This window comes from Pseudoalteromonas sp. CnMc7-15 (assembly GCF_022347925.1).
GTDB lineage: Bacteria > Pseudomonadota > Gammaproteobacteria > Enterobacterales > Alteromonadaceae > Pseudoalteromonas > Pseudoalteromonas ruthenica.
In genome coordinates this window covers 30,536-45,280 of the sequence record NZ_JAKRFT010000009.1, presented here as the reverse complement: position 1 = coordinate 45,280, position 14,745 = coordinate 30,536, and the positions used below count along the sequence as shown (strand labels likewise).

18 protein-coding genes are annotated in these 14,745 nt (G+C 46.0%); 15 read left to right on the top strand and 3 right to left on the bottom strand.

All coding sequences use genetic code 11. The annotated features are described in order from the left end of the window. Positions 1-35 precede the first annotated feature (35 nt). A complete protein-coding gene (locus MHM95_RS18035) occupies positions 36-824 on the top strand; it encodes a TIGR00266 family protein (protein ID WP_045979791.1) in 789 nt (262 codons plus the stop codon). 13 nt (positions 825-837) lie between these two features. Here the strand turns inward: MHM95_RS18035 and MHM95_RS18030 are convergent, their stop codons facing one another. Continuing rightward, the gene (locus MHM95_RS18030) at positions 838-1,299 is read right to left on the bottom strand and encodes an EVE domain-containing protein (RefSeq protein ID WP_138587569.1); all 462 of its coding nucleotides are present in this window, start codon (positions 1,297-1,299) and stop codon (positions 838-840) included. A gap of 84 nt (positions 1,300-1,383) precedes the next feature. Between MHM95_RS18030 and tesB the strand changes: the two genes are divergently transcribed. Both tesB and MHM95_RS18020 read left to right on the top strand, forming a co-directional pair. Further along, a complete protein-coding gene (gene tesB, locus MHM95_RS18025; RefSeq protein ID WP_022944321.1) occupies positions 1,384-2,241 on the top strand; it encodes an acyl-CoA thioesterase II in 858 nt (285 codons plus the stop codon). A 700-nt stretch (positions 2,242-2,941) separates the two neighbouring features. Beyond that, the gene (locus MHM95_RS18020; protein WP_239385937.1) at positions 2,942-3,256 is read left to right on the top strand and encodes a hypothetical protein; all 315 of its coding nucleotides are present in this window, start codon (positions 2,942-2,944) and stop codon (positions 3,254-3,256) included. Positions 3,257-3,494: 238 nt separating this feature from the next. On the opposite strand, the gene MHM95_RS18015 is transcribed toward MHM95_RS18020, so the two are convergent. Together MHM95_RS18015 and plsB are read right to left on the bottom strand one after the other, a co-directional pair. Beyond that, positions 3,495-4,904 (bottom strand): S41 family peptidase, encoded by a 1,410-nt coding sequence (locus MHM95_RS18015; protein WP_239385936.1) that lies wholly within the window; start codon positions 4,902-4,904, stop codon positions 3,495-3,497. A 989-nt stretch (positions 4,905-5,893) separates the two neighbouring features. Then, a complete protein-coding gene (gene plsB / locus MHM95_RS18010) occupies positions 5,894-8,332 on the bottom strand; it encodes a glycerol-3-phosphate 1-O-acyltransferase PlsB (RefSeq protein ID WP_022944319.1) in 2,439 nt (812 codons plus the stop codon). A 633-nt stretch (positions 8,333-8,965) separates the two neighbouring features. Between plsB and rpsJ the strand changes: the two genes are divergently transcribed. The 12 genes from rpsJ to MHM95_RS17950 all read left to right on the top strand — a co-directional run bounded on the left by rpsJ (position 8,966) and on the right by MHM95_RS17950 (position 14,661). Beyond that, positions 8,966-9,277: a 30S ribosomal protein S10 gene (rpsJ, locus tag MHM95_RS18005; protein ID WP_010376390.1), complete on the top strand. Its 312-nt coding sequence runs from the start codon at positions 8,966-8,968 to the stop codon at positions 9,275-9,277. A 27-nt stretch (positions 9,278-9,304) separates the two neighbouring features. After that, entirely contained in the window at positions 9,305-9,940 is a 636-nt protein-coding gene (gene rplC, locus MHM95_RS18000) for a 50S ribosomal protein L3 (protein ID WP_022944317.1), read from the top strand. 17 nt (positions 9,941-9,957) lie between these two features. Next, complete coding sequence (rplD, locus tag MHM95_RS17995; protein ID WP_022944316.1) at positions 9,958-10,563, top strand: 50S ribosomal protein L4; 606 nt, start codon at positions 9,958-9,960, stop codon at positions 10,561-10,563. Next, a complete protein-coding gene (rplW, locus tag MHM95_RS17990) occupies positions 10,560-10,862 on the top strand; it encodes a 50S ribosomal protein L23 (RefSeq protein ID WP_022944315.1) in 303 nt (100 codons plus the stop codon). Before rplD ends, rplW begins: the two co-directional genes overlap by 4 nt. Before the next feature lie 17 nt (positions 10,863-10,879). Then, a complete protein-coding gene (rplB, locus tag MHM95_RS17985; RefSeq protein ID WP_022944314.1) occupies positions 10,880-11,704 on the top strand; it encodes a 50S ribosomal protein L2 in 825 nt (274 codons plus the stop codon). Between the two features lie 16 nt (positions 11,705-11,720). Then, positions 11,721-11,999 (top strand): 30S ribosomal protein S19, encoded by a 279-nt coding sequence (gene rpsS / locus MHM95_RS17980; RefSeq protein WP_010367084.1) that lies wholly within the window; start codon positions 11,721-11,723, stop codon positions 11,997-11,999. A gap of 10 nt (positions 12,000-12,009) precedes the next feature. Then, the gene (gene rplV / locus MHM95_RS17975) at positions 12,010-12,342 is read left to right on the top strand and encodes a 50S ribosomal protein L22 (RefSeq protein ID WP_022944313.1); all 333 of its coding nucleotides are present in this window, start codon (positions 12,010-12,012) and stop codon (positions 12,340-12,342) included. A 12-nt stretch (positions 12,343-12,354) separates the two neighbouring features. Beyond that, a complete protein-coding gene (gene rpsC / locus MHM95_RS17970) occupies positions 12,355-13,056 on the top strand; it encodes a 30S ribosomal protein S3 (protein ID WP_022944312.1) in 702 nt (233 codons plus the stop codon). A gap of 12 nt (positions 13,057-13,068) precedes the next feature. Beyond that, a complete protein-coding gene (gene rplP / locus MHM95_RS17965) occupies positions 13,069-13,482 on the top strand; it encodes a 50S ribosomal protein L16 (RefSeq protein ID WP_022944311.1) in 414 nt (137 codons plus the stop codon). Next, a complete protein-coding gene (rpmC, locus tag MHM95_RS17960; RefSeq protein WP_022944310.1) occupies positions 13,482-13,673 on the top strand; it encodes a 50S ribosomal protein L29 in 192 nt (63 codons plus the stop codon). Before rplP ends, rpmC begins: the two co-directional genes overlap by 1 nt. Next, positions 13,673-13,930 carry a 30S ribosomal protein S17 gene (gene rpsQ, locus MHM95_RS17955; RefSeq protein ID WP_022944309.1) on the top strand — a complete coding sequence of 86 codons (258 nt, stop codon included), beginning with the start codon at positions 13,673-13,675 and terminating at the stop codon, positions 13,928-13,930. The genes rpmC and rpsQ overlap by 1 nt, the downstream gene beginning before the upstream one ends. Positions 13,931-14,067: 137 nt before the next feature. After that, a complete protein-coding gene (locus MHM95_RS17950) occupies positions 14,068-14,661 on the top strand; it encodes a hypothetical protein (protein WP_239385935.1) in 594 nt (197 codons plus the stop codon). Positions 14,662-14,745: the final 84 nt, after the last annotated feature.

Here is a 14,745-nt window from a genome sequence, read left to right as displayed (position 1 = left end):
CATGCTAAAGCGGTTAATGCAAAGGAGAAAGTGCAATGCAATGTCATGAAATTGATTACGAAATTATCGGCGAATCGATGCAAATGGTGGAGGTCGAACTGGATCCCAGTGAAACAGTTATCGCCGAAGCGGGCGCCATGAACTACCTCGAAGAAGGGATCAGCTACGAGGCGAAAATGGGCGATGGCTCGCAGGTAAACCAGGGCTTTATGAGTAAGCTGTTCAGTGCGGGTAAGCGCATGATCAGTGGTGAGTCCTTGTTTATGACTCATTTTACCAACCAAGGAGAGGGCAAAAAACGTGTGGCTTTCGCGGCGCCTTTCCCTGGCTCCATCATCCCTTTAAATATGGCCGAATTAGGCGAGCAAGTGTACTTGCAAAAGGATTCGTTCCTGTGTGCGGCGATGGGCACCGAGGTGAATATCGCCTTTCAGCGCCGCCTAGGAGCAGGCTTTTTTGGTGGTGAAGGGTTTATCTTACAGCACCTCAAAGGTGATGGTATGGCCTTTGCTCATGCCGGGGGTACGGTAGTTGAGAAGCGTCTAAATGGCGAAACCCTGCGCTTAGACACCGGTTGTGTAGTCGGCTTTAGCGGCGATATCGACTTTGATATTGAGCGCGTGAAAGGACTTAGGTCAATGTTCTTCGGCGGCGAGGGGCTATTTTTAGCCACGTTGCGAGGCCATGGCACGGTGTGGGTGCAAAGCTTACCATTCTCCCGACTTGCCGACCGCGTGCTAGAGCATGCTCCGAGAGCGGGCGGTTCGCGCCAAGGTGAAGGCTCTATCTTAGGTGGCCTTGGCGATCTTATTGACGGTGACTAAGGGCTCAGCTGGATTACGGTTTGGCAATGCCGCACAGGTATTGCCATTCTTGTTCGCTCACCGGCATGACCGATAAACGCCCTGACTTTTTTAAAGCCAGCTCTGCGATGGCGGGGTCTGCCTTAATTGCTTTTAAGGTTATCGGCTGCTGAAAGCTTTGCCGGTATTGCACATCGACACTAAACCAGCGTGGTGACTCTGGTGTGGCCTTAGGGTCATAATAATCACTACTGGCATCGAACTGCGTGGGGTCTGCATAGGGGCCTCGTGTCACTTCACCGATACCGACAATCGCGGGCACCTTGCAACTAGAGTGATAGATAAAGACCTTGTCACCCACTTGCATGCCATCGCGGATAAAATTACGGGCTTGGTAATTGCGTACCCCATCCCATACTGTAGTGCCGTTTTCGGCGGCTTGTAAGTCTGCCAACGAAAACGCGTCGGGCTCTGTTTTTAATAACCAGTAAGCCATGCTCTATCCTGTGCTGAACTAGGTAATCAGGTTCATTGTATAGTATTATCATTGTATTAGCTGCAATGTGGTAATGAGGACGCAATGAGCCAAGCATTAGATAAATTACTTTCCTTACTCAAGTTAGAAGAAATCGAACTCGGTCTTTATCGTGGTGCCAGCCAAGACCTTGGCTTTAAAGCGGTATTTGGTGGCCAAGTAATGGGCCAAGCGCTGTCGGCTGCGAAGGAAACTTTGCCAGAGGGGCGCGTTGTTCACTCATTGCACTCGTACTTCCTGCGCCCTGGCGATGCCTCTCGCCCCATTGTTTACGATGTCGAAAATATTCGCGATGGTCGAAGTCTAAGTACGCGCCGCGTCAGCGCTATTCAGTATGGTAAGCCCATTTTCTACATGACGGCGTCATTTTCTGGTGAATCTCAAGGCCTTGAACACCAAAGCGCTATGCCGGATGTGCCAGCACCTGAGGGGCTGCGCCCAGCACTTGAATTTTATCAAGAGCACGCTCATCAGATCCCTGAGCCAATCCGCAATAAATTTATCAGTGAAAAGCCCATTGAAATGCGCCCGGTGAACTTCCAAAACCCCTTTAAGCCAGAAGTTTCTGAGCCAGTGAAGCACATTTGGTTTAAAGCCAATGGCGAGATGCCAGATGACCAGCGTATTCACAATTATCTGCTAGCCTACGCTTCTGACTTCGAGTTTCTACCTACGGCGCTCCAGCCCCACGGTAAATCATTTATGCACCCCAGCATGCAAGTGGCGACCATCGATCACGCCATGTGGTTCCACCGCCCATTCCGTATGGATGAGTGGATGCTGTATAGCGTCGACAGCCCCAGTGCCAGCGGCGGACGCGGCCTTGTGCGTGGACAGTTCTTTAACCGTGCCGGCGAACTCGTAGCCTCGACCATTCAAGAAGGGGTGATGCGCGAGCGCTAGGCATCAAACTGCTGCGCTCATCAGCACAGCGTTAAAAATCGCTTCAAAGCCCACGGCGCGGCTGTAGGTCAGGTTTCAACCTGACATTGATGGCCTCTTGTCGGAGGCACTCGTTGTAGGTCAGGCTTTAGCCTGACAATCTATTTGAACAGGTTACCCATAGGTCGGCCTTCGCGCCAAGGACGGCGGTACTCGGGTAACGCAGGAGCAGTTACCTAGCAGCATGAAAACCATGTAATAATGGTTAGAGCCTGTCGCGGTGGGCGACGAGTGACCGAAGCACCGCTTCGCAGCGCGAGGAGGTGGAGGCATGGGTGTCGACTGGAACACAGCTTCATGGAGGAATTGCTTGCACTCGTCTAACTCAGGTCTTCAAAGTAAATTATTGTCGGACCGCCGACCTCGGGTTAGAGGAAATGCGCGCTCATTTCCTCTAACAGCTCCTAGGCGCCCGTAATTCGCAAAAGCTTGCGAACTCAGGTTTTTGTTAATCGTTCCTTTTAGCTTTCAACGTGGTTGACTTGTTTGTCTAATTTCCACTTTAATTGCTTGTAATTCAAATGCCTGATAACTTAGTGCTGTTTATAAAGAGTTATTAATTTAGTGGGAAAGTCGAGGTTATGGATAACTTCCTTGGCAAGGGTGAACATTAAATTATTTTTATATTGGTTGATAAGATAGTTTTAAAAGGAAAATTTAAATGAAAAAGCTAGCAGCAGTTGCAACTATAACTGGAGTTTTATTTGCTACTGGTTGTGCAAGTACTTCTCCCTGGAGTGGAATTCCCAGCCAGGAAAGAAATGCTTGGTCAGGTATCGGTATTCAAGCATATGAAGCTAAGGAGTTTAGAAGAAACGGTTTTACACCATTAGATGTAAAAGATTGGGTGCAATTAGGGATTAATTCGACAGATACTATTATTAGTTGGCATCGAGCTGGGTTTAGTGCGGAGCAAACGTCAAAGTGGCTAGCTAAGGGTTTGACCCTGAAAGAGGCTATTGATTTAACTCACTAAAAGGGAGTTTCTGACCGCTTCAACAACGGCACCAAAAAGGGGGGATGATAGATTTCCCCTCGGGTTCACCGATTTCTCATTTACTCTTTCTTGCAAATTCAGGTTTTTGTTAATCGCTCCGTTTAGCCGTTGATTCGATTTAACCGCACATCCATGTACTGGACAATTTAGCTCGGCGTTCTGCCTCGTTATCAACTTTACACTCCAATACAAAAGCTGAGATCGAAAGCGCGAAAGATCACATCTCTTCTAACATACCACGCGTGTAAGAAACCCATTGGTAAGCGGGAATACTTGAATCAAGATAGAAATCAGGTTGAATGCCTTTACCGTCAATTGTCATTTCTGGGATTCGCAGGCTTTTACTAAGGCTGTAGTGCAGCGTTAGATTCTTACTTGGGGAATCGACTTGGTGCATATTAGAGATATCCAAAACACCACGCGTTGGAGCGCCTAATAGCTTCACTTTATAGCTTTGTTTTGCGGCAAGTAAAAACTGCTCTGCTGTGCTGCCATTACTCTCATCGATTAAAATACCCACCTTCTTTGGTAAAGGATTAACGTTTTCTAATTTCTTTACGCTAACTGATTGTGCATCCAAATTAACAAATTGACCTAAGCGTTGTTGCAGCGTCTTGTAACCCTCTTTGGCCCATTTTTTATCGTCGTCACTGAAATTCTCATCGTCGATAAACTTTAGCATTCTTGAATTATTCAGCGGTGTTGATAAGAACTCAACTCCTACATTGCGTATAGGGTTGGTGTAGATGATAGGCAATATTTCTTCATAACTGATATCACTACCACCGCCGTTGCCGCGTATATCTATGATAAGATTTTCGGTACTTAGAATGGTTTCTAGGTTGTCTCGAATGACGGTATCAATGTGTTTTTTATCGGTATATGAAAATGATGGAATTCTAAGTAAGGCTGTTTCCTTACTTAATTGTTTAACCAATGGTGTTTTAGACTCCATAAGTTGAACATATTGAAGAACTTCAGCTTTGCTCTCTTCTTTGGGGTTCTGTCTTGATAAGGTCAGCCAATTATTTCCCAAGCTAAGATGGTTTTGATCTATAAAGTCTACTGAATCTACATGGCGTATAGAATGGTCAGCCATATAATAGGTGGCTTTATAAGTACCATCATTCTCCTCATTGAGGATGAGTTTCAGTTGGCCTGGTTGCCACTTTGGATTTGTCGACTCAATCACATAGCCATTATAATCACTGCCTTCTTTTTTTAGTCCAACTGTATAGCTCGGCAAGCGCCATATGCCCTCTATACCCTCTTTACTTTTATTATTTAAATGCTGTTGGAACTCTGTTTTATTAAAGTTATGCACAGAAGCGTTATTCTCTTTTTTTACATTGAGGCTGAGCCCTATATGGCCTTCACGGAAGAATAACAACCATTGTTGAAGCTTTTGGTGGCAGTCACTTATGTCGTCAGCATTTTTTATAGCCTTAAGAGATGCTTTATTATGTTCGAGGTAGTTTCTTTCGCCTTTTTGAGATAGCGCATACTGAAAGCCCGCATCGTTGTTCTCAAAAGTTTTCTTTAGCCAATTAAATTCCTGTTCACAGCTATAGTCACTGGCGGTAGATGTCAATGGGAAAAATAACAGTAAAAATGCTAACTTTTTCATAGGTGGCGAAGTCCTTTCATATATAAGTAGGGGGGTATGTCAGTACTATACCCTAAGAAATATTAAACCTAGAGCTATCTTTTATATCTAGTTGCGTTGGTAGCAGGGCTATTTCCCGGCGGATTAAGTGCTATATGTACAATCAGCAGCTTTAGGGCGTTATTTGTCTAAGTGGCGATTTAGATTATTGTAGGTGTAGCACTACGCTGGCACCTTTTGATACTGCGATGTCTATGATTGCAGTTATTCTTTATAGGGCAGGGCACGTCCACATAGGGTGTGATTAGTTGTAGGTCAGGCTTTAGCCTGATAACTGTGTAAGTTAATCTCGAGATTGTCAGGTCGCCAACAGTATCTAAACTATTTCACTGAGTTGTCAGGTTAAAACCTGACCCACAGATAACTAATTCAGAGATGACGGGCAGGCTACTAGGTAATAGCTCCTGCGTTACCCTAGTAACGCCGTCCTAGGTGGCAAAGCCTGAACTAAAGGTATCACCTAATCCCGTTATGATTCGCGCTTTCGATTTCAGCTTTTGTTGTGCAGTGTGCTTAAAACAACTGAGCATGGATGCGAAGTTAGGTTTATCGAGTTAGGACGACGAGTTAAACCATGTTGAAAGCTAAGCGGAGCGTTTAACAAAAACCTGAGTTCGTAAGCATTGGCGAATCACGGGCGCCTTAGGAGTTGTTAGAGGGAATGGGCGCGCATTTCCTCTAACCCGTTGTCGGCGGCCCGACAAGATCTAAACTGTGTCACTGAGTTGTCAGGCTAAAGCCTGACCTACAACGGTTGGCTAATGTGATAAACCTAAATAAAATCGATTGATTTGTCAGGTTAAAACCTGACCCACAGATAACAAACTCAGGGCAGGCTACTAGGTAACTGCTCCTGCCTTACCCTAGTAACGCCGTTCTTGGTGGCACAGCCTGACCTACAAGTATTAATTCAAGCGAGGCTGTCAGTCAGGCTTGCACCTGACTCTTCGTTAGCGTGTTGCTGCCACCGTATCACTAATCGATTGCCAAATCCGTGCGGGTAACAGCTGATGTAAATCCTCATTGAGAATAAGCAGGGCATCACTGTGTATTAGTTTATTGTCATCTTGTTTGCTGATTAATTGTTGCTCGCTTAGGTTGGCAATAAAGCTGGAAAGCACTTTTTTGTCAAAGAACTCGGGGCTCTTAATGCCATGCAAAGTGCCTAAACGTTGCGCCACGGCGGTGCTTTCTTTTTCCAGTTCTGCTGGACTTAAGCTTTTGTCTTCACTGAGTAAGCCAATGACTAAGGCGTAGCGCATCAAGGTGTGGTGTACCACTTTACCCAGCATTTCAAGCGTTGCTGGGTTGTCTCCGTCTTTAAGTACTTCAAGCTGGTCGCCCTGTTCGCGGATCAGCCCTTGGTCAACAAAGCTACTAAGAATATTGTCGATATACTCATCTTTTAGCTCCAGTAAGAACCATTCTTTGGCAAACAGCGGGTATAGACGTTTAACTTGGGCTTTGCATTCACTGCGGGTAATTCGATGGTTGTTAAACAGTTGTTGTGCAATAACGCTAGGCACAGCAAATAAGTGCAGCACATTGTTACGGTAGTAATTAAATAAGGTGCGCTCTTTTTCGGTTATGGCAATGATGTCGCCGAATTGGTCTTTAAGCACATCAAACTTGTTGAGTGTCAGTGCATGTTCCAGTAATTGCTCGGCGTTTTGTTCGGGTAAGGTTATTTGTTCGCTTAATGGCGCATCGCTGAGCATGCGCAGATAAAAGTTCATTTGCTCAATTAGCTGCACTTTACTGAGCGCAAACTGGTCGTTAGTCAGTAAAATGGTAGCTAATAGGTTGACCGAGTTGATGGCGGCAGCACTATTAATATTGACCATAATTTCATCGGCTAGCTTGCTTACCTGAGAGCCTAGCCATGCTGGTTTTTGTACATCGGTAGGGTGAATGGCGTCGCGCCAATCAGGCTGTTGCTCATTAAGGAATTGATTAACGTTAATGGGGGCGCCAAAATTCACATTACCACGGCCATAGTTCTTCAGGTTCTTGATGGCTTTAAACACCCCAAAGACCGATTCGTTCTTTTTATTATTACCCGCCAATTCTTTTAGGTAGGTGTTAATTTCCATGACGTGCTCGTAACCAATGTACACCGGTACAATAGAAATTGGGCGGTCAATCCCCCTTAGCATCGCTTGCAATGTCATTGCCAGCATTCCGGTTTTTGGGGGAAGTAAACGGCCAGTACGGCTGCGTCCACCCTCGGTATAAAACTTTACCGAGTAGCCTTTAATAAAGAGTTGACTGAGGTACTCTTTGAATACCGCTGAGTAGAGTTTATTACCGCTAAACGAGCGACGAATAAAGAACGCACCACTGCGACGGAATATCGGCCCTGCAGGGAAAAAATCCAGATTAATGCCGGCGGCAATATGCGGCGGTACTAAGCCTTGGTGATAAATTACATACGTGAGCAGTAGATAATCCATATGGCTGCGATGACAGGGGACATAAATGACTTCGTGGCCTTTGTCGGTGAGCTCACGCACTTGTTCGGCGTAACGTACATCAATACCGTTATACAGCTTGTTCCAAAGCCAAGTTAAGATTCTATCGGCAACACGAACCATGGCGTCAGAATAATTGGCTGCGACTTCATCGAGTAAACGTAAGGCGTTTTGTCGTGCTTCTTCATGACTTAAGCCCTTCGCTTTGGCTTCATCAGCAATGGCCTTTTTGATCGTCGGTGAGGCCAACAGTGAGTTAAAAAGCTGTTCTCTCGAGGGGAGTTTAGGCCCGGTGGCGGCTAACTTTTGACGGCGAAAGTGCACCCGCGCCACGCGAATAAGTTTGTGAGGTAGCTCGTCTTTATCCCCTTTTTCATGCACTAGTTGGGTTAAATCCAGCGGTTGGCTAAAGCGAATAAAGTTGTCGCGCCCGGAAAAAAGCACCACAAATATTTTGCGAAACCAGCTCGGAGTGAGCGAGTGAGAAATTAACGTTCCTAAACCAGGCTTTTCTTTTCCTGGATTACGACCCCATAAAATGGTCACCGGTATTATTTGAATTTTCTGCTCCGGAGCTTGCTCTAACGCAGCGAAAATACGCTTGCCTTGTTCGGTGGCGTCACTGGGTTTACTCGTTGAGCCGAACAATGGCGGCGGGTTTTGGATACCAATAAAGCGTGGTAACGACTTTGAAGCCAACAATTGTTCTTTGGTTGGATCTGGGAGGTTTAGGCGTCGACATACCTTGGCTAAGGCGGCGATATCGGTGCGCGAATTGAGTCGACCAATATAAAAGGTCGGTACGTTCACATCAAGCTCGTACTCTGTCACAGGCTCCTTGGGGAGCACCTTAGAGTTCACGCTCAAGGCGTTGAGGATGCGCGCTAAGAAATCTATACCACGGCTTAACACTTTCATGGAATGGGTCACTCACTAAAGCACTTTATCACTTTGCCACCATTGGCAATGGATAAGAAAACACAAAATAGTGCGATAGGATACCAAGTTATCACTGGACTGACCATTTTTGGGCAAGAAGCTGAAGGCTATTCATATTAGAAATCTTCACGTTAGCTTTTCTAATAAGGGGTTACTAATGCGTTGATTATAAAATAACCTGGCTTTAAGCTTGTTGTCAGTTCCCAAAACGGATAATACGAACAATGGCGCTTACATCAAGCATCAGGCTAGGTAATAAGTCGTATCCCTGGGACTAATTACCTCGTTACGAAGGACATGAAGAGGGCGTTTGCATAGCAGCAGCACCCTTGCTCTGTAGGCGTACTTCTTCTTGTCTAACGTACTTCTTTTATTATGCAAATAGTTGTTGCATTTATCGCCAATCTCTCTATAATACGCAGACTTTCTTTGCCATAGGCTCGCCTAGGTAGAAGGAAGTTAAATATAGGCTTGGATTTCAAGCAATAAACAGGAGTTCCGATTTGGAACTCAACGTAGATATAAGAGAACAACCGACTCCTTAAAATATTAGGGATGCTTCGGCGGTTTTTTTATGCTCTTTTTAAATGCTCTTTTAATTGAGGTTTTAGAATGTCAAATCAACGCATTCGCATTCGCCTAAAAGCTTTTGACCACCGTTTGATTGACCAATCAACGGCGGAAATTGTGGAAACTGCGAAACGCACAGGTGCTCAGGTACGTGGTCCAATCCCACTTCCTACACGCAAAGAACGTTTCACTGTATTGATCTCTCCGCACGTTAACAAAGACGCGCGTGATCAGTACGAGATCCGCACCCACAAACGTCTGATCGACATCGTAGAGCCAACTGACAAGACTGTAGACGCACTTATGCGCCTAGACCTTGCTGCTGGTGTTGATGTTCAAATCAGCCTGGGTTAATCGGAAGATTAGAGAGGTTTTAGGAAAATGGCATTAGGTCTAGTCGGTCGTAAAGTGGGTATGACTCGCATCTTCACTGAAGATGGCGTATCTATCCCTGTGACAGTTATCGAAGCGACTCCTAACCGTGTTACGCAGATTAAATCTGACGAAACAGACGGTTATAACGCGCTTCAAGTAACCGCAGGCGAGAAAAAAGCTAGCCGTGTAAACAAACCAGCAGCGGGTCACTTCGCTAAAGCTGGTGTTGAAGCGGGTCGCGGTCTGTGGGAATTCCGTCTTAATGGCGGTGAAGGCGACTTTGAAGTAGGTAGCGAAATCACTGTTGATGTATTCAACGAAGTGAAAAAAGTAGACGTTACTGGTACTTCAAAAGGTAAAGGTTTCCAAGGTGGTGTTAAGCGCTGGAACTTCTCCATGCAAGACGCGACTCACGGTAACTCAATTTCTCACCGTGCTCCTGGTTCAATCGGTCAAAACCAATCACCTGGTAAGGTGTTTAAAGGTAAGAAAATGGCTGGTCAAATGGGTAATGTGCAATCCACAACTCAGAACCTTGAGCTAGTACGTGTTGACGCTGAGCGTAATCTGCTTCTAGTTAAAGGTGCAGTACCTGGCGCTATCGGCGGTGACGTTATCGTTAAACCTGCTGTTAAAGCATAAGTCCTGGAGATTTAGTGATGGAATTAGCAATTAAAGACGCGTCAGGCGCTCTTGAAGTTTCCGAAGCTACTTTTGGACGTGAGTTTAACGAAGCCTTAGTACACCAAGTAGTTGTTGCTTATGCAGCAGGTGCTCGTCAAGGTACTAAAGCTCAGAAGACACGTTCTGAAGTAAGCGGTGGCGGTAAGAAGCCATGGCGTCAAAAAGGTACTGGCCGTGCTCGTGCTGGTACAATCCGCAGCCCAATCTGGCGCAGCGGTGGTGTGACTTTTGCAGCTAAGCCGCAAGATCACAGCCAAAAAGTTAACCGTAAGATGTATCGCGGTGCGATTAAGAGCATCTTGTCTGAGCTTGTTCGTCAAGAGCGTTTAGTTGTCGTTGAGAACTTCGCTGTTGAAGCTCCTAAGACAAAAGAGCTTGTAGCTAAGCTTAAAGAGCTTGAGCTTAAAGACGTGCTTATCGTGACTGAGGAAGTAGAAGAAAATCTATTCCTTGCTGCACGTAACCTTTATAAGGTTGACGTCCGTGATGTAGCTGGCATTGACCCTGTAAGCCTAATCGCATTCGATAAGGTTCTTATTACTAAGGGTGCTGTTAAGCAACTTGAGGAGGCGCTAGCATGATCCGTGAAGAACGTCTTTTAAAAGTAATCCTTGCTCCACACATCTCTGAGAAGAGCACTGTATCTGCTGAAGAAAACAACACCATTGTTTTCAAAGTAGCAAAAGATGCAACTAAAGCTGAAGTTAAAGCAGCTGTAGAGAAGCTTTTCGAAGTAGAAGTAACTGGTGTTCGCACACTGAATGTTAAGGGTAAATCAAAGCGTACTGGTATGCGTTTCGGCCGCCGCAGCGACTGGAAGAAAGCCTACGTTACTCTTAAAGAAGGTAGCGAGCTAGACTTTGTCGGCGGCGCCGAGTAATAAGGGGAGTTAGAATTATGGCACTTCAAAAGTGTAAACCAACTTCTGCGGGTCGTCGTCACGTCGTTAAAGTGGTAAACCCTGATCTACATAAGGGTAAGCCATACGCTCCGCTTCTAGAGAAAAACTCTAAATCTGGTGGTCGTAACAACAAAGGTCGTATCACGGTTCGTCATATCGGTGGTGGTCACAAGCATCACTATCGTGTAATTGACTTTAAACGCACTAAAGATGGCATCCCAGCTAAAGTAGAGCGTCTAGAGTATGATCCAAACCGTAGCGCGAACATCGCGTTGGTTTGTTATGCAGACGGTGAGCGTCGTTACATCATCGCTCCAAAAGGTCTTAAGGCCGGTGATTCAATCCAATCTGGTGTAGATGCACCAATCAAGGTTGGTAATACATTGCCTATGCGCAATATGCCGGTTGGTTCGACTGTACACAACGTAGAGCTTAAGCCTGGTAAAGGTGCCCAGATGGCACGTTCAGCAGGTGCATACGTACAAATCCTAGCACGTGAAGGTCAATACGTGACTCTACGTCTTCGTTCAGGCGAAGTTCGTAAAGTTGAGTCAGACTGTCGCGCTACACTAGGTGAAGTAGGTAATGCAGAGCACATGCTACGTTCACTAGGTAAAGCTGGTGCTAACCGCTGGCGCGGTGTTCGTCCGACCGTTCGTGGTGTTGCCATGAACCCGGTAGATCACCCACACGGTGGTGGTGAAGGTCGTACTTCTGGTGGTCGTCACCCTGTATCTCCATGGGGCACGCCTACTAAAGGTTACAAGACCCGTAAGAACAAGCGTACTGATAAGTTCATCGTACGTCGTCGTACTAAATAATAGTTGAGGAATAGCCATGCCACGTTCTCTCAAGAAAGGTCCTTTTATTGACCTGCACTTGCTGAAGAAGGTAGAGAAAGCGTTGGAAAGCGGTGACAAGAAGCCAATTAAAACTTGGAGCCGTCGTTCAATGATCATACCTAACATGATCGGATTGACCATCGCTGTCCATAATGGTCGTCAGCACGTTCCTGTGTTTGTCACAGACGAAATGATCGGTCACAAACTAGGTGAGTTTGCACCTACACGTACTTATCGCGGCCATGCTGCTGATAAGAAAGCGAAGAAACGTTAAGGGGTTGAAGATGGAAGCATTAGCTAAACACAAATTCGCCTCTGGTTCGGCGCAAAAAGCACGTCTAGTTGCTGATCAGATCCGTGGACTACCGGTCGATCGCGCGCTAGAAATCCTGGCGTACAGCCCTAAAAAAGCGGCTGTGTTAGTTAAAAAAGTACTTGAGTCTGCTATCGCGAACGCGGAGCACAACGAAGGTGCTGACATTGATGAGCTTGTAGTAGCGAAAGTATTTGTAGACGAAGGTCCTACAATGAAACGCATTATGCCTCGTGCTAAAGGACGTGCAGACCGCATCCTTAAGCGTACAAGCCACATCACTGTTGTGGTTTCGGATAGCTAGGAGATATAAGTAATGGGACAAAAAGTTCATCCTACTGGTATTCGCCTAGGTATCTCTAAACCTTGGGTTTCTACCTGGTACGCGAATACAAAAGATTTCTCTGAACAGCTTTTTGGCGATCACAAAGTACGTTCTTTCCTTACTAAGGAACTTAAGAACGCTTCTGTGGCTAAAATCGTTATCGAGCGTCCAGCTAAATCAATCCGTGTAACAATTCACACAGCTCGTCCTGGTGTTGTTATCGGTAAAAAAGGCGAAGACGTTGAAAAGCTACGTCAAGCTGTAACTAAAATCGCTGGTGTACCTGCGCAAATCAATATTGCGGAAGTACGTAAACCAGAACTTGATGCACAACTAGTTGCTGACGGCATTGCCTCACAGCTAGAGCGTCGTGTTATGTTCCGTCGCGCAATGAAGCGTTCGGTACAAAATGCAATGCGCTTAGGTGCAAAAGGTATCAAAGTTGAAGTAAGCGGTCGTCTAGGCGGCGCAGAAATCGCACGTGCTGAGTGGTACCGTGAAGGTCGTGTACCTCTACACACTCTACGTGCTGATATCGATTACGCAACTTCTGAAGCTTCAACCACTTACGGCATCATCGGTGTTAAAGTATGGATCTTCAAAGGCGAAGTAATTGGTGGTCTTCCACTAAACGCTGAGCAAGAGAAGCCTGCTAAACGCGGACCGAAGAAAGCCAAGAAAAGTGCTAAGTAGGAGTAGCGAGTAATGTTACAGCCAAAACGTACAAAATTCCGTAAGGTGCACAAAGGCCGCAACCGTGGTCTTGCACAAAACGGTAACAAAGTAAGCTTCGGTACTTTCGGTCTTAAAGCCACTGGCCGTGGTCGTATGACTGCACGTCAAATCGAAGCAGCTCGTCGAGCTATGACACGTCACATCAAGCGTCAAGGTAAAATCTGGATCCGTGTATTCCCAGACAAGCCAATCACTGAAAAGCCGCTTGAAGTTCGTATGGGTAAAGGTAAAGGTTCTGTTGAATACTGGGTTGCTGAAATTCAGCCTGGTAAAGTACTTTACGAGATGGAAGGTGTTTCAGAAGAGCTTGCTCGCGAAGCATTTAACCTAGCTGCTCGTAAATTACCTTTCAAAACCACTTTTGTAACTCGGACGGTGATGTAATGAAAGCTAGCGAACTTAAAGACAAAAGCGTAGAAGAGCTTAACGCTGAACTTATCGAGCTTCTTCGTGAGCAGTTCAACCTGCGCATGCAAGCAAGCACTGGTCAGCTAGCTCAATCTCATATGCTACGTAAAGTACGTCGCGATATCGCGCGTGTTAAAACGGTTATCAACCAGAAGGCAGGTGCATAATGAGCGAGAAGATCCGTACTCTACAAGGCCGTGTAATTAGCGACAAGATGGACAAGTCTTTCACTGTTGCTGTGGCACGTTACGTGAAGCACCCGGTATACGGTAAATTCATGAAGCGTACAACCAAGTTGCACGTGCATGACGAGAACAACACTGCTCAAACAGGCGATACAGTTACTATTCGTGAATGTGCGCCTATCTCTAAGACTAAGTCTTGGACTTTGGTAGACGTTGTTGAGCGTCCTAAGAAAGCTTAATTTTATTAAGTTTGATTAGACGACTGAAAAGCCCCGGCATATGCTGGGGCTTTTTGTTGTTGGCGACCTTAAACCTTGGTGTCATAATGGGTTCACTTACCTAGCTTTCTCTAGCCCAGCTCGAAAAAGGGGCCTCAATGAGCACCTCACTACAAGACGTATTAATCCTTGGCAATGCGCCAATCAAAGACAATTTAGCTGCGCAGGTCGATGCATTTGAGCGCGTAGTACGTTTTAACTTTTGTGCCGGAATGCCCGTAAATTTGGGTAGCAAGTGCACTGACTTATGGTTAACTGGACGCGGACGTCAGGCTGCAAAACTGTTGCAACAGCCTATCGCTGTAGACCCTGAGCGATTACAAAATGTGGTGATCACTGACCCGCCTGCACAGCCTGTTGTGCAATCACTATTTCGACTGATCCGTCGTCAAGGAAAGTATGATCATGGTGCGGCACTGCTGGCTAAATTTGCATCAAGCCAGTCTGGTTGGCGTGTTAGTAAAGAGACTCGCAAGCAGTTACTAAAGCGTTTGCATACTTATGGTAAACCGCAATATAAGCCAGTTTGTCCGAGCTCTGGTACCTTAGCGATTGACCACTTCTTACAGCAAGGCCACCGCGTTACTATCACCGGGTTTGGTTTTCAGGGTTGGAAGCGGCACCCTTGGGACTTAGAGCAGCGTTATGTTGCCAAACTTGTCGATACTGGCAAGTTACAGTGGTTAACCTGAACACAAAGCGTCGAGACGACATAGCCTCAGATATCGCTTAACTTGGCATTATGCCATGGTACTTCTAAACTGAGTTTATCAATC

Excerpts from the sequence above, each read along its gene's own strand:
- MHM95_RS18035 (WP_045979791.1), top strand. The coding sequence starts at position 36 with ATGCAATGTCATGAAATTGATTACGAAATTATCGGCGAATCGATGCAA.
- MHM95_RS18030 (WP_138587569.1), bottom strand. The coding sequence starts at position 1,299 with ATGGCTTACTGGTTATTAAAAACAGAGCCCGACGCGTTTTCGTTGGCA.
- tesB (WP_022944321.1), top strand. The coding sequence starts at position 1,384 with ATGAGCCAAGCATTAGATAAATTACTTTCCTTACTCAAGTTAGAAGAA.
- MHM95_RS18020 (WP_239385937.1), top strand. The coding sequence starts at position 2,942 with ATGAAAAAGCTAGCAGCAGTTGCAACTATAACTGGAGTTTTATTTGCT.
- MHM95_RS18015 (WP_239385936.1), bottom strand. The coding sequence starts at position 4,904 with ATGAAAAAGTTAGCATTTTTACTGTTATTTTTCCCATTGACATCTACC.
- plsB (WP_022944319.1), bottom strand. The coding sequence starts at position 8,332 with ATGAAAGTGTTAAGCCGTGGTATAGATTTCTTAGCGCGCATCCTCAAC.
- rpsJ (WP_010376390.1), top strand. The coding sequence starts at position 8,966 with ATGTCAAATCAACGCATTCGCATTCGCCTAAAAGCTTTTGACCACCGT.
- rplC (WP_022944317.1), top strand. The coding sequence starts at position 9,305 with ATGGCATTAGGTCTAGTCGGTCGTAAAGTGGGTATGACTCGCATCTTC.
- rplD (WP_022944316.1), top strand. The coding sequence starts at position 9,958 with ATGGAATTAGCAATTAAAGACGCGTCAGGCGCTCTTGAAGTTTCCGAA.
- rplW (WP_022944315.1), top strand. The coding sequence starts at position 10,560 with ATGATCCGTGAAGAACGTCTTTTAAAAGTAATCCTTGCTCCACACATC.
- rplB (WP_022944314.1), top strand. The coding sequence starts at position 10,880 with ATGGCACTTCAAAAGTGTAAACCAACTTCTGCGGGTCGTCGTCACGTC.
- rpsS (WP_010367084.1), top strand. The coding sequence starts at position 11,721 with ATGCCACGTTCTCTCAAGAAAGGTCCTTTTATTGACCTGCACTTGCTG.
- rplV (WP_022944313.1), top strand. The coding sequence starts at position 12,010 with ATGGAAGCATTAGCTAAACACAAATTCGCCTCTGGTTCGGCGCAAAAA.
- rpsC (WP_022944312.1), top strand. The coding sequence starts at position 12,355 with ATGGGACAAAAAGTTCATCCTACTGGTATTCGCCTAGGTATCTCTAAA.
- rplP (WP_022944311.1), top strand. The coding sequence starts at position 13,069 with ATGTTACAGCCAAAACGTACAAAATTCCGTAAGGTGCACAAAGGCCGC.
- rpmC (WP_022944310.1), top strand. The coding sequence starts at position 13,482 with ATGAAAGCTAGCGAACTTAAAGACAAAAGCGTAGAAGAGCTTAACGCT.
- rpsQ (WP_022944309.1), top strand. The coding sequence starts at position 13,673 with ATGAGCGAGAAGATCCGTACTCTACAAGGCCGTGTAATTAGCGACAAG.
- MHM95_RS17950 (WP_239385935.1), top strand. The coding sequence starts at position 14,068 with ATGAGCACCTCACTACAAGACGTATTAATCCTTGGCAATGCGCCAATC.